At 70.2% G+C, this 24,884-nt stretch carries 15 protein-coding genes; 11 read left to right on the forward strand and 4 right to left on the reverse strand.

Annotation, left to right across the window (positions count from 1 at the left end):
• Positions 1–153 precede the first annotated feature (153 nt).
• Together ADL03_RS13810 and ADL03_RS13815 are read left to right on the forward strand one after the other, a co-directional pair.
• Complete coding sequence (locus ADL03_RS13810) at positions 154–9,267, forward strand: RHS repeat-associated core domain-containing protein (protein WP_053733756.1); 9,114 nt, start codon at positions 154–156, stop codon at positions 9,265–9,267.
• 40 nt (positions 9,268–9,307) lie between these two features.
• Complete coding sequence (locus tag ADL03_RS13815) at positions 9,308–11,524, forward strand: hypothetical protein (protein ID WP_157528580.1); 2,217 nt, start codon at positions 9,308–9,310, stop codon at positions 11,522–11,524.
• A 68-nt stretch (positions 11,525–11,592) separates the two neighbouring features.
• Here ADL03_RS13815 and ADL03_RS13820 read toward each other — a convergent pair whose 3' ends face one another.
• Positions 11,593–12,768, reverse strand: coding sequence for a zinc-dependent alcohol dehydrogenase (locus tag ADL03_RS13820; protein ID WP_053733758.1), 1,176 nt, complete (start codon positions 12,766–12,768; stop codon positions 11,593–11,595).
• Positions 12,765–13,307 (reverse strand): SRPBCC family protein, encoded by a 543-nt coding sequence (locus ADL03_RS13825; RefSeq protein ID WP_053733759.1) that lies wholly within the window; start codon positions 13,305–13,307, stop codon positions 12,765–12,767. The genes ADL03_RS13820 and ADL03_RS13825 overlap by 4 nt, the downstream gene beginning before the upstream one ends.
• A 139-nt stretch (positions 13,308–13,446) precedes the next feature.
• On the opposite strand from ADL03_RS13825, the gene ADL03_RS13830 reads away from it, so the two are divergent.
• From ADL03_RS13830 to ADL03_RS13845, 4 genes are read left to right on the forward strand one after another with little or no spacing between them, the layout of a single operon-like run.
• Positions 13,447–13,935, forward strand: a complete 489-nt coding sequence (locus ADL03_RS13830) for a TetR/AcrR family transcriptional regulator (RefSeq protein WP_082373099.1) — start codon at positions 13,447–13,449, stop codon at positions 13,933–13,935.
• A gap of 1 nt (position 13,936) precedes the next feature.
• Positions 13,937–14,290, forward strand: coding sequence for a hypothetical protein (locus ADL03_RS13835; RefSeq protein WP_053733760.1), 354 nt, complete (start codon positions 13,937–13,939; stop codon positions 14,288–14,290).
• Entirely contained in the window at positions 14,287–15,330 is a 1,044-nt protein-coding gene (locus tag ADL03_RS13840) for a S9 family peptidase (RefSeq protein WP_053733761.1), read from the forward strand. Before ADL03_RS13835 ends, ADL03_RS13840 begins: the two co-directional genes overlap by 4 nt.
• A gap of 25 nt (positions 15,331–15,355) precedes the next feature.
• Entirely contained in the window at positions 15,356–15,601 is a 246-nt protein-coding gene (locus ADL03_RS13845) for a hypothetical protein (RefSeq protein ID WP_157528581.1), read from the forward strand.
• An 88-nt stretch (positions 15,602–15,689) separates the two neighbouring features.
• On the opposite strand, the gene ADL03_RS13850 is transcribed toward ADL03_RS13845, so the two are convergent.
• Positions 15,690–16,850, reverse strand: a complete 1,161-nt coding sequence (locus ADL03_RS13850) for an ROK family transcriptional regulator (RefSeq protein ID WP_053733763.1) — start codon at positions 16,848–16,850, stop codon at positions 15,690–15,692.
• 190 nt (positions 16,851–17,040) lie between these two features.
• On the opposite strand from ADL03_RS13850, the gene ADL03_RS13855 reads away from it, so the two are divergent.
• From ADL03_RS13855 to ADL03_RS13875, 5 genes are all read left to right on the forward strand, one after another.
• The gene (locus ADL03_RS13855) at positions 17,041–18,324 is read left to right on the forward strand and encodes an ABC transporter substrate-binding protein (RefSeq protein WP_063798548.1); all 1,284 of its coding nucleotides are present in this window, start codon (positions 17,041–17,043) and stop codon (positions 18,322–18,324) included.
• Positions 18,325–18,349: 25 nt separating this feature from the next.
• Entirely contained in the window at positions 18,350–19,297 is a 948-nt protein-coding gene (locus ADL03_RS13860) for a carbohydrate ABC transporter permease (protein WP_053733765.1), read from the forward strand.
• Positions 19,284–20,186 carry a carbohydrate ABC transporter permease gene (locus ADL03_RS13865; protein WP_082373101.1) on the forward strand — a complete coding sequence of 301 codons (903 nt, stop codon included), beginning with the start codon at positions 19,284–19,286 and terminating at the stop codon, positions 20,184–20,186. Before ADL03_RS13860 ends, ADL03_RS13865 begins: the two co-directional genes overlap by 14 nt.
• 19 nt (positions 20,187–20,205) lie before the next feature.
• A complete protein-coding gene (locus tag ADL03_RS13870) occupies positions 20,206–21,963 on the forward strand; it encodes an alpha-glucosidase (protein ID WP_053733766.1) in 1,758 nt (585 codons plus the stop codon).
• Between the two features lie 176 nt (positions 21,964–22,139).
• Positions 22,140–24,437, forward strand: a complete 2,298-nt coding sequence (locus tag ADL03_RS13875) for a family 49 glycosyl hydrolase (RefSeq protein ID WP_197288303.1) — start codon at positions 22,140–22,142, stop codon at positions 24,435–24,437.
• A 197-nt stretch (positions 24,438–24,634) separates the two neighbouring features.
• Here ADL03_RS13875 and ADL03_RS49580 read toward each other — a convergent pair whose 3' ends face one another.
• Positions 24,635–24,796, reverse strand: coding sequence for a hypothetical protein (locus tag ADL03_RS49580; RefSeq protein WP_231641819.1), 162 nt, complete (start codon positions 24,794–24,796; stop codon positions 24,635–24,637).
• Between the last annotated feature and the right edge of the window lie 88 nt (positions 24,797–24,884).

Raw genomic sequence — 24,884 nt, forward strand, 5'->3', positions numbered from 1 at the left:
CACGACCGTGTAGGCGAAATGTAGGGGGTGTTGCTGGGCTGAGCCGGCAGGTCACCGCCACCGGGACGGCGAGCTGCCCGATCACCTGGTGGGGGAACCGTGGCGAAGCGACTTCGTGCTGTCCGTGTGCGCCGGTCCAGGTCGGTGCGGGCAGTGGCGCTCGCGCTCGTCGTCGTGCTGCTCGGCAGCATCGCCGCGGACGCGCAGCCGGGCGGGGACGGCCACCGGACCACCCCGGCGCCGGGGCAGCGGTGGGGCAGTGCCGCGGGGCTCTCACACCTGGCCGACGGCAAGGTCAACAGATCCCTGCCGGCCACGGAACGCGGCCGGTACCCCAGGGTGACCGGGGTGGTCGAGCCGGCCAACACCGCGGCGGTGGAGCAGGGGCCGGTTCCCGCGCGCACCGGGTTCGACCGGGCGGCCAGCAAGGAGGTCACGGCCGCCCGCAACGCCTTCGAGAAGAGCTACACGAACACCGACGGCACCGAGACAACGGAGATCTCGGCCACGCCGGTCCACTACCGCGGCGCGGACGGGGCCTGGCAGCCGATCGACACGACCGTGGTGCCGGGCAACGGTCGCTGGCGCAACGCCACCAACACCGCCACGCTCGAGTTCGCCGGCCGTGCCGACCACCCCGAGCTGGTGAAGGTGGGCGTCGAGGGCGGTTCGCTCGCCTACGGCCTGGCCGGTGCCGCGGCGGTGAGCGGTGCCGCGCAGGGGTCGACGATCACCTACGCGGGGGTGCGGCCCGGCGTCGACGTGCGGTTGGACGTCAAGCCGGGCGGTGTGAAGGAAACCCTGGTGCTGCACGGAAAGCCGGCGGACCACACGTTCACGTTCCCGTTGCGGCTCACCGGGTTGACGGCCAGGATGGCCGACGGCCAGGTGGTCTTCACCGACGCCACGGGAGCGGTCCGCGCGGTCATCCCGCGCGGCGACCTCACCGACGCGGCCGGCGTGCGGTCCACGGCCGTCGGCTACGAGCTCGTCGACGGCGGGTTGCGCGTGACCGCCGATCGAGACTGGCTCGCCGACCCGGCCCGCAGGTACCCGGTCGAGCTCGACCCGACCATCGGGCCACCGCTCAACTCCGAGGCCGCTGACGGCGCGATGTACGTGCGCGGCACCGGTTCGGCCTCCGGCGCGGACCAGCTCCAGGTCGGCAAGCTCGACGGCGTGTCGACGGCGTCCTACGTCGCGTTCGGCAAGGTGGTCGAGAACCTGCGGTTCCACACGATCTACAGCGCCCAGCTGGTGGTCGGCAGCTACTTCGCGAACTCCTGCCGGGCGCGGCCCGTGACCGTGCACCCGGTGACCCAGGCGTGGACGGCGAGCGGCAGCTACTCCTACCCGGGACCGCAGGTCGGCGCGGCGCTGGGGTCGAAGTCGTTCGCGCACGGGTTCGTCGAGCAGGGGAGCACCGGCTCGGCCTGCCCGCCGTCCGCCGAGCTGATCGACCTCGGTGCGGCGGGCGTCACCCTCGTGCAGGGCTGGGTCAACGGCACCACCCCCAACCACGGTCTCTCGCTGCGCGCCGACGTCTCCGACCCGTTGAGCGGCAAGCGGCTCACCGGCACCGCGGGCAGCAACCCGCCGCGGCTCTACATCACGCACAGCCCGTACAACGCCTCCTACGCCCTGCCCAAGCCGGTGCCGGACCCGCCGGTGCTGCAGAACCAGGACGGCAAGGTCAGGTTCACCGTCACCAACCGCGGCGCCGGGGACTGGACGCCGGGCAACCACTACCTCGCCTACCGCGTCTACAACGCGAAGACCGGTGCCGCCGTCGGCCAGCAGCGCTCGGCGAGCCTGCCCGGCACGATCGCGCGGGGTGCGACCACGACGCTCGACGCGACGATCAAGGCGTTGCCACCCGGCACGTACTTCCTGGACTTCTCGATGGTCGGTCCCGGCGGTGTCTTCTTCACCGACCACCTGGTGCCACCGCTGCGGCTCAGCCTGCGGGTCGTCGACATCCCGCCGGTCGTGCAGGAGCTGCACCCGCCCAACGGGTACCGCGCGCCGACGTTGACGCCGACGCTGTGGGGCAGGGCGCTCGACATCGACGCGCCGCCGGGCAGCTCGCTGTCGTTCAAGTTCGAGGTCTGCGAGTCCGGCGCGGCCGGGAGCCCGGTGAACTGCTTCGACTCGGGCTACCAGAGCGCGCAGTCGTGGGCGGTGCCCGCGGGGAAGCTGAGGTGGGCGAAGTCGTACCTGTGGCGGGTGTTCGTCAAGGACGCGGGCAACGAGGTGACCTCGCCGCGGTCGACCGTGCTCACCGAGGTGCCGCAGCCCGAGATCACCTCCCGCCTCGCCGGTGCGTCGAAGAGCGCCGACGCGCAGGACTTCGACGGGCAGTCCGGCAACGTGACGACCACGGCCGTCGACGCGACAGTCGCGACCGTCGGCCCCGACCTGGCGGTCGCGCGCACCTACAACAGCGTCGACCCACGCCGCGACGGCCTGTTCGGCGCGGGCTGGACCACGCGGCTCGACATGCGCCTGGTGCCCGACGACGACGGCTCCGGCAACGTCGTCGTCACCTACGCCGACGGCCAGGCCGTGCGCTACGGCCGCAACCCCGACGGCACCTACGCGACCGGACCGGGCCGCACCGCCGTGCTGACCCCGGTTTCCGGCGGCTGGACGCTCGACGACCGCTCCGGCACGGTTCACACGTTCTCGTCGAGCGGACGGCTCACCCGCATCACCGACAACGCCGGCCGCGCGCTCGTCCTGACCTACAACAACACCGACGGCAAGCTCGCCAAGGCCCAGGTCTCCACCAGCCAGACCAACACCGCCGGCCGTGCGCTGCGCTTCACCTGGACCGGCGCGCACATCACCTCGGTCACAACGGACCTGAACACCGTCTGGAAGTACACCTACACCGGCGACACGCTGACCTCGGTGTGCGCGCCGGACAACGCCTGCACCCGCTACACCTACGCGCAGGGTTCCCACTACCGCACGGCGGTGCTCGACGACCGGCCCGACGCCTACTGGCGCCTGGGGGAGGCCCAGGGCACGGCCGCCGGCAGCGACGTGGCCGTGAACCTGGGCAAGGACGCGGCCACCTACGCGAACGTCGCGCTCGGCACCACCGGCGCGGTCGCGGGGTCGGCCGGCACCGCTGCCACGTTCAACGGCACCTCGTCGCGGATGGACCTGCCGAAGGGCACCCTGAAGAAGAGCAGGGACGGCGCGGTCGAGCTGTGGTTCAAGGCGAACCCGACCGGCACCGGCGGGCCGTTGCTCGGCTACCAGGACAAGGCGTTCGACACCGCGCCCGGCCGTGGCGTGCCGGTGCTGTACGTCGGTACGGACGGCAAGCTGCGCGGCCAGTTCGGTGCCGCGGCCGTCGCACCGCTCACCTCGTCCGGCACCGTCAACGACGGCCGCTGGCACCACGCCGTGCTGTCGTCGATGGGCGCGACCCAGACGCTGTACCTCGACGGAGCGCAGGCCGCGCAGGCATCCGGTGTGGACGTCGACCACTCGCTGCTGACGTTCAACCAGGTCGGTGCCGCTACCGCGACCGGCACCTGGCCCGCGTGGGGGACCGCGGGCAAGCGGTTCTTCGCCGGCGTGGTCGACGACGTCGCCGTCTACGCGCACCCGCTCGGCGCCGCTTCCGTTGCCGCGCACCACCGTTACGGCACCGGCTCGGCCGACCAGCTCACCGCGGTCACGATGCCCGGCGGTGCCCAGGCGGCCGCCGCCACCTACGACACCGTGCTCGACCGCGTGGCCACCTACACCGACCGCGACGGCGGCACGTTCAAGATCGGTGCGCCGCTGGTCTTCGGCGACGACACCGACCTGCGCCGGACCGTCCAGGTGCTCGACCCGGCGGGCCGCCCGCTGCTCTACGAGTACGACGCGCTGACCGGCAAGCTGCTGCGCTCCGGCCTGCCGCTCGCGCTGGAGGTCCGCGACGAGGACCGGCCGGGTGGTCAGGTGCCGCCGCCGACGCAGGTGGAGAAGTGCGAGAAGCCAGATCCCGCCGATCCCTCGTTCTGCACGGTGATCCCCGGCGAGGCGGGTGGCCCGGTGTTCGTCACGCAGCCCACCGGTGGCCTCGCGATCCGCACGTACTCCTACGACGAGGCGGGCAACCTCTCCGTTGCCACCAACGAGAACGGCGACTCCGTCACGACCACCTACGACGGCGCCGGCCACCCGGTGTCGGTGAAGACCTGCCAGTCGGCCGGGGTCTGCCAGACCAGCTACACGACCTACCCGGCGAGCGCGCCCGACCCGTCCGACCCGCGCAACGACCTGCCGGTGGAGACCCGCGACGGCCGGTCGGCGAGCGCCACCGACACCACCTACCGCACCAGCTACACCTACACGTCCACCGGCAACCTGAGCACCAGGACCACGCCGGACGGCAACGTCGTGCGCAGCACCTACACGATCGGCGCCGAGTCGGCCGCAGGCGGCGGCGTGGTGCCGCCAGGGCTGCCGCTGACGAGCACGGACGCGCGCGGCAAGGTGACCGGGTTCGGCTACTTCGCGAACGGCGACCTGGCGCGGGTGACCGAGCCGTCGGGCCTGGTGACGAGCTACACCTACGACGCGCTCGGCCGGCAGGTGAGCGAGACGGAGACGTCCGACGCGTTCCCCGCCGGGGTGACCACGACGACGACCTACGACGCGATGTCCAGGCCTGTCACCGTGACCGGGCCCGTGACGACGAACGCCGTCGACGGCACCAAGCACCAGCGCCGCTCGGTCACGACCTACGACGTCGACGGCAACGTGACGCAGGTCGACGACATCGACCTGCTCGGCGGTGATGCCACGCGCACGGTGAAGACCGAGTACGACGGCAGCGGCAGGCCCACCAAGGTCATCGACCCCGAGGGCAACGAGACAACGGCGAGCTACGACCGGTTCGGCAACCAGACGTCCACCGTGGACGCGAACGGGAACCGGCACGACTTCGCCTACACGGCGCAGAACAAGCTCGCCGAGATCCGGTTGCGCGCGTACACCGGCGACACCGCGGGCGGCCTCACGGACGACTACCTGGTGCTGCGCTCCTACTCCTACGACCACGCGGGCCGGCAGGTGAGCGAGACCGACGCGATGGGCCGCCGGACCGAGTACCTGTACACCGGCGACGACAAGCTGCGCAAAGCCGTGCTGAAGAACTTCCACAACGCCGACGGTTCGACCCGCGACCTCGTGCTCGCCGACCTCACCTACGACGGTGCCGGCAACGTGGTCAGGCAGGTCACCGGCAACGGCACCTCGACCGTGACGTCGACCTACGACCGCGTCGGCAACCTGCTCACGTCCACAGAGGACCCGGACGGCCTCGCGCGCACCACCGCCCACACCTACGACGCCACCGGCAACATCACCAGGACCAGCCGCAACGGCAAGGCGTCCAACGTGCCGTGGTCGACGTCGCCGGACGCCGAGGTCGTCGACATCGCCTACGACGACAGCGGCAACGCGATCAGGCAGTCGACCTCCACCGGTGACACGACGCTGGTCACCACGTCCGCGTACGACCAGCGCGGCAACGTCGTCGCCGAGACCGACCCGCGCGGCAACCTGACCGGAGCCGACCCGGCGGCGTTCACGACGAACCACACCTACGACGAGCTCGGCCGCCAGACCGCCGTCACCGGCGCGCCGGTCAAGGCCGAGAACGGCGGCGCGACGCAGACCGTCCGCCCCGTCGCGACCACCGGCTACAACACGTTCGGCGAACCCGTCGCGGTCAAGGACGAAACTGGCGCGGTCTTCCGCACGGCCCACGACCGGCTCGGCCGCGTGGTCACGCAGACCAAACCCGCCTACACCCCACCGGGCACGTCGTCCGCGATCACGCCGACCACCCGCACCCGTTACGACGGCCTCGGCAACGTCGTCGAGCTGACCGACCCGCTCGGCAACTCCGAGCGCTTCGGCTACGACCAGCTGGGCCGCCAGGTGACGATCGACCGGCCGATGAAGAACAACAACGACCGCGCCCTCTGGAAGGCCACCTTCACCAGAACCGGCCAGCGACTGTCCACAACGGACCCGCTCGGCGGCAGGACCGAGGCGACCTACGACGACCTCGACCGCGCGATCACCTACACCCAGGTGGAACGCTTCCCGCGGCTGGACAACCTGACCACCCGGCTCACCTACGACGACCGCGGCGCCGTCACGGCGTCCACCCAGCCGTCCGGCGCGACCGACCGCAACACGTTCGACAGCCTGGGCCAGCTGGTCCGGCAGGTCGACGCGAACGGCGTCACCAAGCACTTCGGCTACGACAAGGCGGGGCGTGCCGTCCGCGAGAGCGACGCGGCCGGACGGACCGGCCAGACGAGCTACGACCGGATCGGCCGCGTGGTCGCCACCTCGGACCTGCGCCCGGACGGCACGACGGCTCGCATCGAACGCCAGACCCATGACGCCGCGGGCAACCCGACCTCCGTGACCGACGCGAGGGGCGTGGTCACGACGTTCGAGTTCGACGCGGCGAACCGGCTCCTCAGCCAGAGCGAACCGGTCGCGGCCGGCTCGGCCATCACCACCTCGTTCGGCTACGACGCGGCGGACCGCCGGACGCGCCACACCGACGGCAGGGGCAACTCGACGTACTTCACCTACAACGTCCTGGGCCTGCCGGAGTCGGTGGTCGAGCCGCCGACGCCCGCCCACCCCGCGGCCGCCGACCGGACGTGGACCGCCGGGTACGACGCGACGGGCGCCCAGGTGAGGACGATCATCCCCGGTGGCGTCTCGACGACCACCGTGTACGACGCGGCCGGTCGCGTGACCCAGCGCTCCGGCACCGGAGCCGCCGCGCCCACCGCCACGCAGAACCGGGCGTACGACGCACTGGGCCGGCTGACCTCGGCCGGCGAGAACACGTTCGTGTACAACGACCGCGGCCTTCCGCTGACCACGCGCGGCCCGGCGGGCAACTCCGACTTCGGTTACGACGCCGACGGCAACCTGACCGAGCGCACGGACGAGGCCGGCAAGGCCACCTTCACCTACACCGGCGGCCGCCTGAGCACCGCGACCGACGGCCTGACCCAGGTCACCGAGGTCCTCGGCTACGACACGACGGGCCGCCGGTCGACGATCGGCTACGGAGCAGGGCGCGTGCGCACGTTCACCTACGACGACCTCGGCCGCCCGGCCACGGACGTGCTGCGGGGTGCGAGCGGCCAGAGCGTCGCCTCGATCGAGTACGGCTACGACGAGACCGACAACCTCACCAGCAAGACGACCGGCGGGTTCGCGGGGTCGAGCACCAACACCTACGGCTACGACCTCGCCGGGCGCCTCACCTCGTGGACGACACCGGGCGGGACCGTCTCCTACGGCTGGGACGCGGCGAGCAACCGGGTGTCGGCTGCCGGCGTCGTTTCCTCGTACGACGCCCGCAACCGGCTGGTGTCACAGGGCGATGTGAGTTTTTCCTACAGCGCAAGGGGAACGCTGACGAACTCCGGCTCGCGGACGTACACGTTCGACGCGTTCGACCACAAGATCACCGACGGGTCGACCACCTACGCCCACGACGACCTCGACCGGCTGGCGTCCCGCGGTGGCACCAGGTTCACCTACTCCGGCACCAGCGACCTGCTGGTGAGCGCGGGGCAGGAGAAGTACTCGCGCGACCCGGACGGTGATCCCCTGGCGGTCGGCGACGGGGTGGTGCTCGCCGACGACCACGGTGACGTTGTCGGCGGTTTCGGCGCCGCCGACCCGCTCTCCGCGTTGCCCGACTCGACGACCTACGACCCGTTCGGCCGGGTGACGGCGTCACGGGGTGACGACGGTTCCCTTGGCTACCAGGGCGACTGGACCGACCCGGACTCCGGCGCCGTCGACATGGGCGCCCGCTGGTACGACCCGGCGACCGGCACGTTCCAGTCCCGCGACCGGGCCACCTACGCGGGTGGCGACTCCGCACTCGCCAACGAGTACGGCTACGGGGCGGCGAACCCGCTGAAGTACGTGGATCCGGACGGCAACTCCCCGTGGCCCAAGCTGGGCGGTCTGAAGAACCTCGTGAAGCAGGTCGGCAACGTGGCCGCCAAGGGCGCCGCAGCGGTCGTCAACGTCGGCAGGTCGGCGGTCAGGACGGTCGTGAACGTCAGCGCGAAGCTGATCAACAAGGGCAGGAAGGTCGCCGCCGGGATCGTCAAGGGCCTCAAGTCGGCCGGCCGGAAGCTCGGCAACGCCATCAAGAAGGGCTACCAGGAGTTCCGCAAGTTCGCACGCGACCCGGGCGGGTACGTCAAGCAGAAGGCCAAGCAGTTCTGGGGCTACGCCACGAAGAAGATCCACAAGGTGTCGGACGCCCTCCGCAAGGCCAGGGACGCGTTCGTGCGCAAGGTCAACGAGCAGGCCAAGCGGATCAAGAACCACAAGATCACCAAGACCGCGCTGGCCGCGATCGAGAAGACCGTCAAGAACGTCGTGTTGCGGCCGAACAACCCGATCGGCGCCGTCGTGTGGCTCGGTGGGCAGCTGGTGAAGGGGGCGCCGAGTCTCATCGCCCAGGGCAAGGCGCCGATCACGAACGTCGTCAACGACACCGTCAAGTCCTCGGAGGCCCTCTACAACAACCTCCTCGGCGACACCTGGGATCGGATGAAGGACCAGTTCGACGAGGCGATCGCGGGTTCCGGCCAGGTCGTCGGAGGGATCGGCGGCATCGTGATGGACCAGTTGATGCGGCGCGAAGTGTGCGAGAACTACTTCGGCTGCGCCTGGGAAGCCGGTTGGTGGGTGAACACCTCCGTGCCGGGCCTCGGCAGCCTGACCAGGAAGGTGGTCGGCCCCGCGAAGGGGGACAACGGCGCCCCCGACTACGTCAGCCTCGATCTCAGCAAGATCACCAACAGCCGGGGCAGCTCCTCCTTGGGCCTCGGGATCGACGTCTCGCTCACTCTGACCCGCAACGGCATGCTGGCCGGCGGCACCGGAGGGAAGTTCGGAACACCAGGAGCCGGAGTCGGGCTGAGCGCAGGCTGGTTCCTGCGCAAGGACATGACCGGTGCCGAGGTCGATGACGCGGTTGAAGGCAGTGACCTCACCGTTGGCGTCGGTGCCACCGGGAGGAGGGGATGGGGTCCCACCGCCGGCTGGTCGAGGTCACTCGGAGACGACCCGATCGAGGCCGTCGAGGTCGGTGTCGGCGCATCGATCCCCTTGGCGCGCCAAGCCGGCTGGGAAGGCGAGTGGAGCGTCGGCCAGCACAAGAGCTGGGAACTCTGGCACTGCTGCCGATGAGCCCGCAAATCAGTCCACTTCAGCCAGTGAGAGGTTGCAGATGCTCAGATCCAGGTTGGTGACCGCGGCGGTCGCGTTGACCGCCGCGGCGGCCACACTCGTGGTTCCGCAAGCAGCGCAAGCGGATGCGGCGGGCAAGGGCGGTGACTACGTCCCGTTCACGTCCTCGAAGATCGTCCTCGACAGCCGCACCGGGGTGGGTGCCCCGGCCGGTGTCCGCGGTGCCGGGAGCATCACGACGTTCCAGGCCCTCGGGGTCAACGGGATCCCGGCGTCCGGGGTGAGCGGGCTCGTGGTGCGGGTCGCGGTGTTCTCGCCGACGGCCGAGAGCTACCTGAAGGTCTACCCGAACGGCACGACCCGCCCCGCCCCGGCGACGCTCAACTTCCCGGCCGGGCAGTCGTTGTCGAACTTCGCGTTCGTCAAGCCCGGCGCCAACGGCAAGCTCGACGTCTTCAACAGCGCGGGTTCCACGCACGTCTACGTGGAGGTGCAGGGCTACTTCAGCACCGCACCGACCGGCACGACCGGCGGGCTGGTGCCGGTGACGCAGGTCCGTGCCGTCGACACGACCAGGGGCACCGGTACGACGAAGACGAAGATCGATCCGAAGAGCACCCGCACGGTGAGCCTCACCGCCGGGGGAGTGCCCGCGGACGCCGTAGCGGTCCAGGCGCACGTCACGGTGCCCGCGACCACGGCGGCCGGGTACCTCTCGACCACGCCGTTCGGCAACGCGACCGGCACCGCCCTGGTCAACTACGGCAAGGACATGGACACCTCGTCCGGCGGCGTGCTGCAGCTGGGCACGAACGGCCAGGTGACGCTGACCAACGGCGGTACCGCCGCGATCGACGTCGTCATCGACACCATGGCCTACTTCACCAGGACGCCGAACGCGGGCGCCGGGTTCCGGCCCGCCGTGAGCCGCCTCTTCGGCCAGTCGATTCCGGCCGGTGCCACGGTCGACGTGGTCGTCGGCGGCACGAACGGCATGCCCACCAAGGGGGTTGCCGCCGCGGCGCTGAGCTTCGAGGCGTCCGGCACCGCCCACGCCACCCTGAACGCGTACCCGGCCGGCACCACCCGGCCCGGCGTCGCGCTCACCCAGCACCCGCCGAACGGTCACCAGCGGTCCTCCGCGGTCATCCGGCCCGGTGTCGACGGCAAGATCAGCGTCTACAACAGCAGCACGTCGGCGACCTTGGTCTACGTCGACCTGGAGGGCTGGTTCGCCGACCCGCTGCCGGTGCTGCCGGTCGCGCAGAACACCCCGATCAGCGTCGTGCAGGCGGCCCCGACCGCGGGACAGGCCGCCGGGACCGTCGAGTACGCCTACGTGGACAACATCGGCCGGGTGGTGATCGGCCACCAGACCCAGCTGGACAACTTCTGCTGCACCCAGTTCACCACGATCTCCGGCAACGAGGCGTTCACCGGGCAACCGGCACTCGTCGCGCGCCCGGACGGAACGGTCCAGGTGTCCGCTCAGCACGCCGACGGCGGTGACGTGTGGACGAGCACGACGACCGCTCCCAGCGGCAGCACCTGGACGCCGTTCACCGGCATCGGCGGCTCACCGGCCACGCCACCGGCGAGCACCCGGCTCAGCAGCGGCGTCACCGCCCAGTTCGGCGTCGACTCCGACGGCGAGCTGTGGACGTACGCGCAGACCGGCGCGGTTCCGTTCTGGCGCAACCTCGGCGGCACCGCACTGACCGGGACGCCGGTGCTCACCACCGTCCGCGACGGCGTGCAACTGTTCCTGCGCACCACCGGCGGCACCATCACCACGGCCACCTACCGCACCGACGGCTCGCTGTCCGCCTGGACCGACCTCGGCGGTGCCGGCACGGGCGCACCCGCGGTCGTGCTCTACCCCGGCTACCGCCAGCGGGTCTTCGCCCGCGCCGCGGACGGCACGATCGCGACCAAGCTGCAGGACACCTCCGGCACGTTCCCGCAGGCGTGGGAGCAGCTCGGGACGTTCACGTCACCCGGCAACCCGGTGGCCATGCTCGATCCGGTGAGCGGCCTGACGATCGTGCTCGCCCGCGCCACCGACGGGATCATCCACAAGGCCGTGGAGACCGGGCAGGGCACCGGCGTGTTCAAGGACTGGACGTTCGCGCAGGTGGACCAGCCCGCACCGGCGGCGGCGACCGACCCGACGTTCGCGACCATCAACAACGGCAACGGGCAGACGACGTTCTTCGTCTACCGCACGCTCAACGGGACGCCGATCTTCGCGGTGTGACGGATGTCGGTGCGCAACGCCGCGTCCGGCCACCGCGCGTGCCGCGGTGGCCGGATGCGGCGTTGCCGTCAGGGCTTGAGGACGACCTTCTCGCAGTTGTCCTGCTTGTTCTTGAAGATGTCGAAGCCGTGTTCCGCCTCGTCCAGCGACAGCGTGTGGGTGATGATCCGCGTCGGGTCGAGCTCGCCGCGCTCGATGCGCTCCAGCAGCGGCTTCATGTAGCGGTGGACGTGGCACTGGCCGGTGCGCAGGGTCAGCGACCGGTTCATCCACGCGCCGGCCGGGAACTTGTCCAGCAGGCCGCCGTACACGCCGACCACCGAGACAACACCGCCGCTGCGGCACGACATGATGGCCTGGCGCAGTGCGTGCGGCCGGTCGGTTTCCGACCGCACGGCCTGCTTGACCCGGTCGTAGGCGGAGATGTGCGCGCTGCCGTGGGTGGCTTCCAGGCCGACCGCGTCGATGCACTTGTCGGGGCCGCGGCCGCCGGTCAGCTCCAGCAGCCGGGAGCGCACGTCGACCTCGTCGAAGTTCACGGGCGTGTGGCCTGCCTGCTCCGCCATCCGCAGCCGGTAGGGCTCCTTGTCGATGGCGATGACCTTCGCCGCGCCGAGGACCCTGGCGCTGTCCATGGCGAACTGGCCGACCGGGCCGGCACCCCAGACCGCCACCACGTCGCTGGGCTGGATGTCGCACATCTCGGCGCCCATGTAGCCGGTGGGCAGGATGTCGGAGAGGAACAGCACCTGCTCGTCGGTCAGGTCCGACTCGATCTTCAACGGGCCGACGTCGGCGAACGGCACCCGCGCGTACTCCGCCTGACCGCCCGCGAAGCCGCCGGTCAGGTGCGAGTAGCCGAAGATCCCCGCGACCGGGTGGCCGAACATCTTCTCCGCGATCCCGGCGTTCGGGTTGGAGTTCTCGCAGCACGAGTACAGCTCGGCGGCGCAGGCGGCACACGCGCCGCAGGCGATGGGGAACGGCACCACGACCCGGTCCCCGACGCGCAGGCGGTCGGGGGAGACCCCGGAGCCGACCTCGACGACCTCGCCCATGAACTCGTGGCCCAGGATGTCGCCGTCCTGCATGGTGGGCACGTAGCCGTCGACCAGGTGCAGGTCCGAGCCGCAGATCGCGGTGGAGGTGATCCGGACGATGGCGTCACGGGCGTTGAGGATCCTCGGGTCCGGCACGTCGCGGACCTCGACCTTGTTGCGGCCGGCCCAGGTGGTCGCCCTCATGCGTCCGATCCCTTCTCCAGTTCGGCGTCCGACAGCGGTTGCGCCGGGTGCTGCGGGAACTCCGCCCGCGCCCGCTTGCCCCACGGGGCACCGTCGGAGCGGACGACCTCGCCGGTCTCCAGCACCTGCTTGAGCCGGCGCAGGTCGTCGTCGAGCTGCTGGTGCGGTTCCTCACCGAAGTACTTCGCGACCGCCTTGCCGATCGCGCCGCCCGGGATCTCGTACACCAGGCCGACGTGGACCTCGGTGCTCTCGCCGTCCGGGGCGGGCGTGAACCGGACCGTCCCGGCGTTGGGCACGTCGGCGTCACCGGCCGACCGCCAGGCGATCTTCTCGCCGGGTATCTCGTCGATGATCTCGGCGTCCCACTCGACGTCCGCACCGAACGGGGCGTCGGCGACCCAGTGGCTCGTCCGGTCGCCGGTGGTGCGGACCTCCTGGAGATGTCCCATGAACGCCGGGAGGTTCTGCAGGTCGCGCCAGAACGCGAACACCTCGGTCACGGGTTTGCGGATCGTGGTCGTAGCCGTCAGTTCCATGGATCCTCCTCAGCGCCCGAACTACCCCTCGCGGCTCCGCCTAACCCCGCAACTCGCCGAAACCCCGAGGTGGGGGCGGCCGAAAATTTAGGAACGATTGTTCTTGACTGACCGTTCCCGAAAAAGCTACGGTTCTCGCATGGGACGACGGCGGTCATTCGACGTGGACGAGGTCGTAGCCGCGGCCGCGGAGCTGTTCGCGCGCCGCACGTACGACGGTGTCTCGATCGACGACCTGGTCACGCACCTCGGAGTGCACCGCAACAGCCTCTACGGCGTGTTCGGCAGCAAACGCGGCCTGTACCTGGCGGCGTTGCGCCGGCACGTGGAACGGGACGTGCGCCCGCACCTGGACCGTGCGGCCCGCTCGGAGCACGCGCTGACGTGGGACCTGCTGCTGCTGGCCGCGGTCGACCGGGCGCCCGACGACGCCGAGGTCGCCGAGCTGGTGTCGTCGGTGTTCACCGAGCTCGACGCGACGACGGGCGACCCGGCGGTCACGGAGGCGTTGCTGGGCCGGTGGCTGCGTGGACGGCCCGAGGTCGGACGCCACCGGGCCAGCGGGTCCGACGGTGATGTCCCAATCGGACAGCAGGCGCCCGAAACGGTGCCGGACAAGGAGATCTGACATGGCGGTGGTCAGCGTGCAAGGCACCGACCTGGTGGTGGAGATGGAGGGACTGGACAAGCTCTGGGCGCTCAAGAGCAAGCTGACCATCCCGCTGGCGAACGTGCGGGGAGCCACGGTGGACCCGGGCATCGTGGCCGAGCCGAAGGGCATCCGGGCACCGGGCACGCACCTGCCCAAGGTCATCACGGCGGGCACGTTCCACCACGACGGCGAGAAGGTCTTCTGGGCCGTGCGTGACGCGCAGAAGGCCGTGGTCGTGGAACTGGCCGACGAGAACTACACCCGGCTGGTGGTCGAAGTAGACGACCCGCGCGCGGTGGTGGCCATGGTCGAGCAGGCGACGGGCCGGTGAACGTCAGACTCGCGGTGGCGCTGGCGACGGTGGTCTCCACGGCGGTGACCGGCGTCCCGGCCGCTGTCGCCGCCTCGGCGCCCGAACCCGGTCGTGGCCACCACTCCGGGACCTGGGCGCCGGCACGGGACGAGGAGGTGTCCTTCGTCGTCGACGGCACGACCACCTACGGGACGCTGCACGTGCCGGCCCGCCGCCGCGGCGAACGGCTGCCCGCGGCCCTGCTGCTGCCCGGCAGCGGGCCGACCGACCGCGACGGGAACCAGCCACCGGCGGTCACGCCGAACACGATCCGGGACCTGGCCGGTGTGCTGGGCGGCAACCGGGTGGTGACCCTCCGGTTCGACAAGTACGGAACCGGCCGCACGGGCCCGGGGGAGTGGGCCGGGCACCCGCAGGACATCGACCACCCGGCGTTCGTCCGGCAGGCCGCGGCCGCCCGTGACCTCCTGCGGGGCCGCGAGGAGGTGGCCCCCGGCCGGGTGGCGCTCGCCGGTCACAGCGAGGGAGCGGTGACGGCGCTGGTGCTCGCCGCCGACGCGCCACGTGACCGGCGGGCCGCCGCGCTGATCCTGCTGCAGCCGCTCGCGGTGCGGATGCTGGACCTGCTGGCCATGCAGCTGCACGACCAGATCCGGCAGCTGGTCGAGTCCGGCGGGATGACCGGGGCCGAAGGGCAGGCGGTGGACCGTGCGGTCGACGGCGCCGTGGCCGACCTGCGGGCCGGCCGGCCGGTCGACACGACCGCCATGCCGGCGGCGCTCGCCGCGTTGTTCCAGGCACTGGCGGGGCCGAGCCGGACGTTCGTGACCTCCGTCGACGCCGTGCACCCGCCGGACGTCGCACGGCGGCTGCGGCCGATGCCCGTGCTGCTGACCTGCGGCACGCTGGATCCCCAGGTGCCCTGCCACACCACCGACCAGCTCGCCTCCGTCGTGCGCCACCGCGTCGTCCTGCCCGGTGTGGGCCACGCGATGACCACCGCCGACGGGACGTTCTCACCGGTCCTGACCCGTCACCTCCGCGCTCTGCGGTGGTGAGGTGGCCGGCGGATCAGGGGGAGTGGTGGTAGCGGAACTGGTGCGGTCGTGGCAGGCCGAGATCACCCGGCTCGACCCGCGGCTGCGGGACCTGGTGATCACCGCCGACCACGGCGACTTCTGGCACCTGTCCTTCGAGCTCGGGGAGACCTGGCACGAGGCCGTCTCCGGCGACCTGGGCACGTTCGCGTTCCCAGACCACGCCGGGTACTTCGAGGACGAGGTGCCCGCGGCCGGTGTGCCGCGGCGGGTGGTCGAGCTGTTCGCGTGAGGTGGGGAAACCGGCCCGTCAGGACACGTCCTGGCGGGCCGGCCTTCTGCGCGCCGTGAGGGTGGTGGTCGTGCGACGACGCGCGGTGTCAGGGTGTGCGCTGGGGTGCGGTGGCGAGCACCGTGCGCTGGATGGCCACGGCCGCGGCGCCGCGGGCCCAGAGCGTCGGGTCGTCGTTGATGAAGCGCAGGTCGATCGGTGACGCCTCGGCGTGGCGGGCCTGGGCGATGGCCGCGCGGACGCGCGACTCGGCGACCTGGGCGAGGCGGATGCCCTCGCCGGTCAGGATGATCCGCTCGGGCTGGGCGATGTTGGCGACGGCCGCTATCAGCGTGCCGAACGCGTGCGCGGCCCGGCCGACGATCTGGTCGGCCACCGGGTCCCCGGCTTCGGCCAGGTCCAGCACCTCGTCGTAGGTGACGGGCCGGCCCAGGGTCAGGGCGGCCTGCGACCGGATGGCGTCGGTGGTGAGCAGGGCCTTCACGCAGCCGCGGTGCCCCTCCGGGCAGGACGGGCCGAGCGGGTCGACGGGGAAGTGCCCGAGCAGGCCCAGGCCGGAGTCCGGGCCGCTGACGAGGTGGTCGTGGATCACGAGCCCGCCACCGACACCGGCGCCGATGGTGAGCACGGCGAAGCTCTGCACGTCCTTGCCGTCACCGAACCAGTGCTCGGCCTCCAGCAGGGCGTCCAGGTCGTTGGACACCACGGCCGGCGTGCCGGTGGCCGCGGTGACCGCCGCCCCCAGGTCGACCTCGCCCCAGTGCAGGAACACCGCACGCTGCACGCGGGAGAAGTCGCGGACCACGGCGCCGATGCCGATGCCGATCGCGGTGGCCGGACGGGCCGGGTCGTCCAGCGCGGCGACCAGCTCGGCGATCCTGGCCACGACCGCTTCCGGGCTGTGGTCGGTGACGTCGGCGGTGGCGCTGCCGAGGATGTCCGCGCGCAGGTTCGTCAGCACACCGTACGCGCGGAAGCCGGCGAGCTTGATGCCGATGAACCGCTGCACGTCCGGGTCCACGTCGAGCGGTTGCAGCGGTCGTCCGCCGCCGCGCAGGTTCGGCGTCTCCACCTCGCGCAGCAGGCCGACGTCCATCAGCGGCTTGGTCAGCCGGGTCAGGCTCGCCGTCGACAGCCCCAGCCGGTCCGCCAGCTCCGAACGGGCCAGCGGGCCGTGCAGCAGCACCTCCAGCGTCACGCGGCGGGCTGAGGGCAGCAGGGGTGCCCAGGGTGATGCGGCGTCGAGCACCGTGCGCTCCTCGCGGGGTCGGGGATAACCGAGCCGCAATAGTATCGCCGCAAAACCGGCTGACAAGACCTCCTGCGTGACGAAAACGTGACTAGCTGCGGGTTGACGGGTTACGGTCGTGTCGCCCTTAATGTTGCGACAAAGAAAACCCCGGTAGGCGACGCCGCCGTCGCGGCTCTGGAGGATCGAGATGCGCAGACACCCCATGAGGCTGGTCACCGCGGTGGCCGCCGCCTTGGCGCTGGTGATGACCGGGTGTTCGAGCGGAGGTGGCTCCGGTGACGCGGGCACGCTCAAGGTGTGGTGGTGGGAGACCGACGACAGCGCGCTGTCGGCCGCCTGGAAGCAGGCCGTCTCGATCTTCGAGAAGGAGCACCCCGGCGTCACGGTCAAGCAGGAGCTCAAGACCTACGAGCAGATGCAGCAGTCCGGCCAGCTCATCCTCGACTCGAACGACACCCCCGACGTGCTGGAGTACCTCAAGGGCAACGCCACCGCCGGCGTCGTCGCCAAGGCGGGCCTGCTCACCGACCTGACCGAGGTCTCCAAGACCCGAGGCTGGAAGCTGGACAACTCCGCCCAGGACGTCGGCCTCTACGACGACAACGGCCTGATGGGTTCGGGCAAGCGGTACGGCGTCACGAACTACGGCGAGTACGTCGGCGTCTGGTACAACCAGGACCTGTTCGCCCAGCACAACGTGCGGGTGCCGACAAACCTCGCCGAGTTCGAGAACGTGCTGAAGACCTTCGCGGACAAGGGCATCACGCCGCTCGCGCTCGGCTCGGCCGACTACCCCGGCCCGCACCTGCTGTACGCGCTCGCGCTCGCGCACATGGACCAGCGGTCCCTGGCCGCCTACCAGCGGTTCCAGGGCGCGGTCGACTGGTCGGCCTGGGAGAAGGCCGCCACCACCATGCGCGAGTGGGTGGACAAGAAGTACATCAGCACCGACTCCACCGGCATCCCCGCTCAGGACGCGGGCAACGCGTTCATCGCGGGCCAGTACCCCGTCTTCGTCTCCGGCACCTGGTGGGCGGGTCAGATCGCCGAACAGCCGAAGTTCAAGACCGGCCAGTTCCTGTTCCCCGGCAACAAGCTGCACCCCGGCTCGGGCGGCAACCTGTGGGTCGTGCCCGCGAAGGCGAAGAACAAGGACCTCGCCTACGACTTCCTGCAGATCACGCAACGGCCCGAGGTGCAGAACCTGCTGGCGGACAAGGGCGGCGTGCCGGTCGCGGCCGAGCCGGGGGCGGCGAGCTCGCCGATCGGCCTGCTGGTCGGTGACCGGTTCACCGAGCTGCTGTCCGGTGACCAGGGAGGGGGACTGGCCCTGTACCCGGACTTCCCCGTGGCCGGCCTCAACGACGTGCTGGTCGCCGGCACCACCAACCTCGTCGGCGGTGACGCGAGCCCGAAGCAGGTGGTCGAGTCGATCAAGGCCGCCTACGACGCCGGCAAGCCGGCCGCCTAGTACCGGCCGGGCCGAAAGGATCGCCATGTCCACGCACATCAACGCGCCACGCCGGGCACGCAAGGCAACATCCGAACGCCGGGGCGGCTACTGGTGGTACGTCCTGCCGGGCGCGGCCGGGTTCCTGGCCGTCGTCGCCGTGCCGTTCGGGATGAACCTCTGGTACAGCCTCACCTCCTTCCGCGGCGTCGGCGACCCGGTGTTCATCGGGTTCGAGAACTACCAGCGGCTGCTGGGCGACCCGCTGTTCTGGGCGTCGTTCCGGCACAGCGTGGCGTTCATCGTGGCCATGGCGATCCTCCCGACCGCCATCGGCGTGGTGGTCGCGGCCGTGCTGTTCAACTACATCTCGCCGAAGTTCGGGACGAAGGTGGCGAGCTTCCTGCGCGCCACCTACTACCTGCCGCAGATCCTGCCGATCGCGGTCGCGGGCGTGCTGTGGAAGTGGATGTACCAACCGCGGTACGGGATCATCAACACCACCCTGCGCGACCTCGGCCTCGACGGCTTGGCGCGCAACTGGCTCGGCGACTCCGGCCTCGCCCTCTACGCCGTGATGAACGTGCTGGTGTGGCTGCAGATCGGCTACACCGTGGTGGTGTTCATGGCCGGGCTCTCCCGCGTCGACCCCGCGCTGTACGAGGCCGCCGAGCTGGACGGCGCGACCTGGCTGCAGCAGTTCCGCACGATCACGCTCAACCAGCTGCGGCCGGAGATCGCGGTCGTGCTGATCACCACCTCGGTGGCGGCGCTGAAGGTGTTCGCGCCGATCTACGTGCTCACCCGCGGCGGGCCGGGCACGAGCACGATCGTGCCCGCCTACTTCTCGTTCTCCAACTTCTTCACCACCACCAAGGTCGGCTACGGCGCGGCGGTGGCGTCCGTGCTGGCGCTGATGATCTCGGTCGGCGCGGTCGCGCTGCTGCGCTACCAGACCCGCAACTCCGAAGGGTTCGAAGATGGTCGTCGATAGCCTGGAGAAGCCGGCCGTGGCCGTGGCGATCCCGTCCACGCCACCGGTGCGCCGGGTCAAGCGCCGCAAGCGCGGCGTCAGCGGCTGGGTGGTGCTCGCCCTGGTCGCCGGGATCGGCCTGCTGATGCTGTTCCCGTTCTGGATCGCGATCATCAACGCGTTCAAGCCCGCGCCCGACTACGTCGCCAACGGACCGGTCTCGCTGCCCACTGAGCTGGACTTCTCCGCACTGGCCGAGTTCTGGGACGGCGTCGACTTCAACCGCAAGCTGCTCAACAGCGTCGTGATCAGCGGCAGCGTGGCCCTGATCGCGGTGACGCTGAGCCTGCTGTCCGCGTTCGCCATCGGCATCGGCCGCATCCGCGGCCGGGTGTGGATCCTCGCGCTGTTCATGCTCGCGTTCACGATCCCGCAGGAGGCCCTGGTCTACCCGCTGTTCGTGCTCACCCGCGACCTCGGGCTCTACGACACGATGGCCGGGGTGGTCATCATCCTGGCCGTGCTGCAGAGCGCGTTCGGCACCTACATGCTGTCGTCGGTGCTGGGCACCTTCCCGCCGGAGGTGCTGGAAGCCGCCCGGCTCGACGGCGCCACCCGGTTCCAGGTGCTCCGGCTCGTGGTCCTGCCGCTGACCAGGCCGACGATGGCGGTGCTGATGACGTTCTTCTTCATCTGGACCTGGAACGACTTCTTCCTGCCCCTGGTGCTGCTGCCCTCCGCGGACAACCAGACCGTGTCGGTCGCGCTCGGCGCGCTGAGCGGCCAGTACACCAGCGACCCCACCGCGCTGGCCGCCGCGTCACTGGCGGGCATCCTGCCGGCGCTGGTGTTCTTCCTGCTCTTCCAGCGCACGCTCATGCGCGGCGTGAACCTCGGCGCGGTCAAATAACACCCCACGAAGGAAACCGATGACTCCCGACCAGACGGTCACCCCCTCCCCGGCCACGGCCCCGTGGTGGACCTCGGCCGTGGTCTACCAGGTCTACCCGCGCAGCTTCGCCGACTCCAACGGCGACGGGGTCGGCGACCTGCCCGGTGTGATCACCCGGCTGGACCACCTGCAACGGCTCGGCGTCGACGTGATCTGGCTGTCCCCGGTGTACGCCTCGCCGCACGCCGACAACGGCTACGACATCTCCGACTACCAGGCGATCGACCCGGTGTTCGGCACCCTGGCGGACTTCGACCGCCTGCTCGCCGAGGTGCACGCGCGCGGGATGAAGCTGGTGATGGACCTGGTGGTCAACCACACCTCCGACGAGCACCCGTGGTTCCTGGAGTCCCGCTCCTCCCGCGACAACCCCAAACGTGACTGGTACTGGTGGCGCCCGCCGCGTGAGGGTTTCGAAGCCGGGCAGCCGGGAGCCGAGCCCACGAACTGGGAGTCGTTCTTCTCCGGGCCCACGTGGACCCTCGACGAGGGCACCGGCGAGTACTACCTGCACCTGTTCGCGCCCAAGCAGCCGGACCTCAACTGGGAGAACCCCGAGGTCCGCCAGGCCGTGTACGAGATGATGCGCTGGTGGCTCGACCGGGGCGTGGACGGCTTCCGCATGGACGTCATCAACCTGATCTCCAAGGACCCGGCCCTGCCCGACGGCGCCACCACCGGCACCGGCGGCCGCGGTGACGGTTTCCCGCACTACGGCACGGGTCCGCGCATCCACGAGTTCCTCCAGGAGATGCACCGCGAGGTCTTCGAGGGCCGGTCGCAGGAGCTGCTGACGGTGGGGGAGATGCCCGGCGTCACGTGGAAGGACGCCCGGCTCTTCACCGACCGGCGACGGCACGAGCTCGACATGGTGTTCCAGTTCGAGCACGTCTCCCTCGACCACGGCCCCGGCGGCAAGTTCGACCCGAAGCCGCTGGACCTGCGTGACCTCAAGGCCTCGCTGGGCCGCTGGCAGGCCGCGCTGGGCGAGGTCGGCTGGAACAGCCTGTACTGGAACAACCACGACCAGCCCCGCGTGGTGTCCCGCTTCGGCGACGACGACAAGTTCTGGCGCGAGTCGGCCACCGCGCTCGCGACCGTGCTGCACCTGCACCGCGGCACGCCGTTCGTCTACCAGGGCGAAGAGCTGGGCATGACCAACGCGCCGTTCGCCGGCGTGGACGAGCTGCGCGACGTCGAGTCGCTCAACCACTACGCCGAGGTCGTCGCCGCGGGCGGTGCACCGGAACCGGTGTTGCGCGGACTGCGCGCGATGGGCCGCGACAACGCCCGCACGCCCGTGCAGTGGGACTCGACACCCCATGCCGGGTTCACCACCGGTGAACCGTGGATCACGGTCAACCCCAACCACACCTGGCTCAACGCCCACGCCCAGTACGACGACCCGGACTCCGTCTTCCACCACTACCGCCGGCTCATCGAGCTGCGCCACTCGCTCCCGGTCGTGGCCCTGGGTGACTTCCGGATGCTCCTGGCCGACGAGCCGTACCTCTACGCCTACGAACGCGGCCTGGACGACGACCGCCTGCTCGTCGTGGCCAACCTCAGCGGCACACCCCACACCGCCACCCTGAACGGTGAGTGGTCGGTCACCGACCTGGTGCTGTCCAATGTCGGCGAACCATCGGTCAGCAATGGCCGGATCGCCATGGAGCCGTGGTCCGCGCACGTTTTTCTGCGCTCATTCCGCGACGGCGGAGGAATCATGCCGTAATTGGACCCTCTGCATTGACCTGAAAACTGCCGACGGCTAGCCTGGAATAGCAGCGTTCCCGCGCTCACCGCGCCTTGGAATCGTCATTCTTCTTGTTCTGTGACGTCTGCGCTTCCGCGTCCCCGGTCAATCCAGAACGACGCACCCCTTCCCAACGATGAGAAGAGGAATTCGCCATGCCCGCAGCAAGAATGAGCCGACCGGCGGCGCTCGCCGCCGGTCTGGTGCTCGCCCTGGTCGGCGTCGTCGCGCCGGCCGGGGTCAGCACGGGGACACCCGCGGCCCAGGCCGCCGTCTCCACCGCCGACAGCGACCAGCTCAAGACGTGGTGGCACGACAACCACGAGCTCAACACCACCAGCCCGGTGGCCGCGGACAAGGTCCGGCGCTCGGCGTTCTACGACGTCCGGGTCGCCACCGCCGCGGCACCCGCGACCAGGTACGACTCGTTCGCGTACATGAGCATCGCGCGCAGCGGGAAGGGCAAGGTCGGCTACTCCGAGGAGGACGGCGCCGAGTTCTCCTCGGCGGCGAACCTGACGATGAGCTGGTCGTCGTTCCAGTACGCCACCGACGTGTGGGTCGACGTCTCCCTGCGCACCGGCCAGACCATCTCCTCCGCGGACCAGGTCAAGATCAAGCCCAGCAGCCTGGACTTCGCCAAGCAGCTCGTCGACGGCGACACGGTCCGCATCAAGGTCCCCTACAGCGCGGCCGGTCACCGCTTCTCCGTGGAGTTCGACCCGCAGCTGTACACGGCGTACAACGACATGTCGGGCCCGGCCACCGACGCCGGCCGGCTCACCACCGATCCGGGCAGCGGCAACCGCGCCATCCACACCGAGCCGCGCAACTCCATGATGATCTTCGCCGAACCGGCGCCCACCGGGGCGGAACGGGACCGGCTGGTCCCCACCGCGGCCTCGGGGAGCACCTACTACCCGCCGCAGGGGCAGGTCACCAACCTGAACACGATCAGCGAGGAGATCGTGTACTTCCGGCCCGGCACCTACTACATGACCTCGAAGTACCACGCGCTGCTGCCCAAGCAGGTCAAGTGGGTCTACCTGGCGCCGGGGGCCTACGTGAAGGGCGCGATCCGCTTCCCCGACGACAGCCAGGGCCTGTACAAGGTGACCGGCTACGGCGTGCTCTCCGGTGAGCAGTACGTCTACGAGGCGGACACGGCCAACAACTACGACCACCTCTCGGGTGCGTCCAACTGCCACAGCACCTGCGTGAAGATGCTGCAGTTCGCCTCGGCGCAGGGCCGGCAGCAGCACCTGGACCTGCAGGGCGTGACCATCAACGAGCCCCCGTACCACTCGTTCGTCGTCTACGGCGACGAGCAGACGTTCAGCATGCGCGTCGAGAACTACAAGCAGGTCGGCTCCTGGTACTGGCAGACCGACGGCATCGAGCTCTACCGCGGCAGCACCATGAAGAACACGTTCTTCAACGCCAACGACGACGTGCTGAAGATGTACCACAGCGACGTCATGATCGACAACACCGTCATCTGGAAGAACGAGAACGGCCCGGTCATCCAGTGGGGCTGGACTCCGCGCAACATCGACAACGTGCGGGTGAGCAACACCAGTGTGATCCACAACCGGATGTACTGGAAGGACGTCAAGTACAACACCTGCGTCCTCAACTCGTCCTCGCACTGGGAGAACATGGGCTCGACCACCACGGCCGACCCCGGCACGTCGGTGAAGAACATGACCTTCGAGAACATCACCGTCGAAGGCATGACCAACTGCGCGATCCGCGTCTTCGCCCTGTCGAACACCGAGAACATCCACGTCAAGAACCTCAGGATCGGCGCCTGGAGCCAGCTGGACCCGTCCTCGCAGGTCAGCCTGCTCAAGCGGTACAGCAACAGCGGCGGGCAGAAGGTGAGCCTGGGCAACGAGACGCGGGACAGCCGCGGCCTGAAGCTGGAGAACTACACCGTCGGCGGCACGGTCATCGACAAGGCCGGCTCCAACTGGGCCGCGGACAAGCTCGGCCGGCTCGGCTTCGACGCCGACACCTGGGACAACTGGAACGCCTGGGGCCCCGGCGGCACCACCCCGGACCCGGTCACCGGAGGCAGGATCGTGAACGGGGCGACCACCAGGTGCGTCGACCGCGCCGGTGGCGGCACCGCGAACGGCACCGCCGTCCAGCAGTGGACCTGCGCCGGCACCCCCTCCATGACGTGGTCGCTCGACGGGCAGCAGCTGAAGTCCGGCGGCAAGTGCCTCGACGTCGAGGGCGGTGCCACCGCCAACGGCACCAAGGCCCACCTGTGGGACTGCGGTTCCTGGGACAGCCAGAAGTGGGCCTTCCAGCCGGACGGCACCCTGAAGAACCTCAGGTCCGGCCGCTGCCTCGACGTCGAGGGCCAGAGCACGGCCGACGGCGCCCGGCTGCACCTGTGGGACTGCGGTAGCTGGAACAGCCAGAAGTGGACCCTCACCGGCTGACCGGCCCGCGTGGTGGCCGCCGGTGCACCCGGCCGGCGGCCACCGGCCCCGTTCCGCGCAATCGACGAGCGATCCACCGGTGACAGGTGGGGCGCCGTGCGACCATGCCCGAAAAATCTCCCCGGTGAATTCCGGAAATGGTCTGGTCTGATCGGGTGGCGCCCATTGTCGCCGTTGACATGAAAAAGCTCGTCTCTCTAATCTGAAGAAGCCGCCGCCACGGTGTTCCCTTCCGATCCTGACGGAGGCACACCCATGAAGAAATCGGCTGAGACGGCGTTGTCCGTCACCGGAACCGCCGCCTTCCCATTGCCCGCGGCCTTTGTCGTGTCCTCGCCGTCCGCGAGCGCGAACGTCATCGCGGCAACAACCGGATCTCCCGCTACGGCACCCAGCGCCTGGGCAGCTGACGCCAGGTGAGGTGGCGGTCCCGCAACGGCGCGGGAC

The sequence above is a fragment of the Nocardia sp. NRRL S-836 genome, from assembly GCF_001279525.1.
Classification (GTDB): Bacteria; Actinomycetota; Actinomycetes; order Mycobacteriales; family Pseudonocardiaceae; genus Lentzea.

What these genes read in the sequence shown, in the direction of transcription:
- ADL03_RS13815 (WP_157528580.1), top strand. Translation starts at nt 9,308, where the DNA reads ATGCTCAGATCCAGGTTGGTGACCGCGGCGGTCGCGTTGACCGCCGCG.
- ADL03_RS13820 (WP_053733758.1), bottom strand. Translation starts at nt 12,768, where the DNA reads ATGAGGGCGACCACCTGGGCCGGCCGCAACAAGGTCGAGGTCCGCGAC.
- ADL03_RS13825 (WP_053733759.1), bottom strand. Translation starts at nt 13,307, where the DNA reads ATGGAACTGACGGCTACGACCACGATCCGCAAACCCGTGACCGAGGTG.
- ADL03_RS13830 (WP_082373099.1), top strand. Translation starts at nt 13,447, where the DNA reads ATGGGACGACGGCGGTCATTCGACGTGGACGAGGTCGTAGCCGCGGCC.
- ADL03_RS13835 (WP_053733760.1), top strand. Translation starts at nt 13,937, where the DNA reads ATGGCGGTGGTCAGCGTGCAAGGCACCGACCTGGTGGTGGAGATGGAG.
- ADL03_RS13855 (WP_063798548.1), top strand. Translation starts at nt 17,041, where the DNA reads ATGCGCAGACACCCCATGAGGCTGGTCACCGCGGTGGCCGCCGCCTTG.
- ADL03_RS13860 (WP_053733765.1), top strand. Translation starts at nt 18,350, where the DNA reads ATGTCCACGCACATCAACGCGCCACGCCGGGCACGCAAGGCAACATCC.
- ADL03_RS13865 (WP_082373101.1), top strand. Translation starts at nt 19,284, where the DNA reads ATGGTCGTCGATAGCCTGGAGAAGCCGGCCGTGGCCGTGGCGATCCCG.
- ADL03_RS13870 (WP_053733766.1), top strand. Translation starts at nt 20,206, where the DNA reads ATGACTCCCGACCAGACGGTCACCCCCTCCCCGGCCACGGCCCCGTGG.
- ADL03_RS13875 (WP_197288303.1), top strand. Translation starts at nt 22,140, where the DNA reads ATGCCCGCAGCAAGAATGAGCCGACCGGCGGCGCTCGCCGCCGGTCTG.
- ADL03_RS49580 (WP_231641819.1), bottom strand. Translation starts at nt 24,796, where the DNA reads ATGACGTTCGCGCTCGCGGACGGCGAGGACACGACAAAGGCCGCGGGC.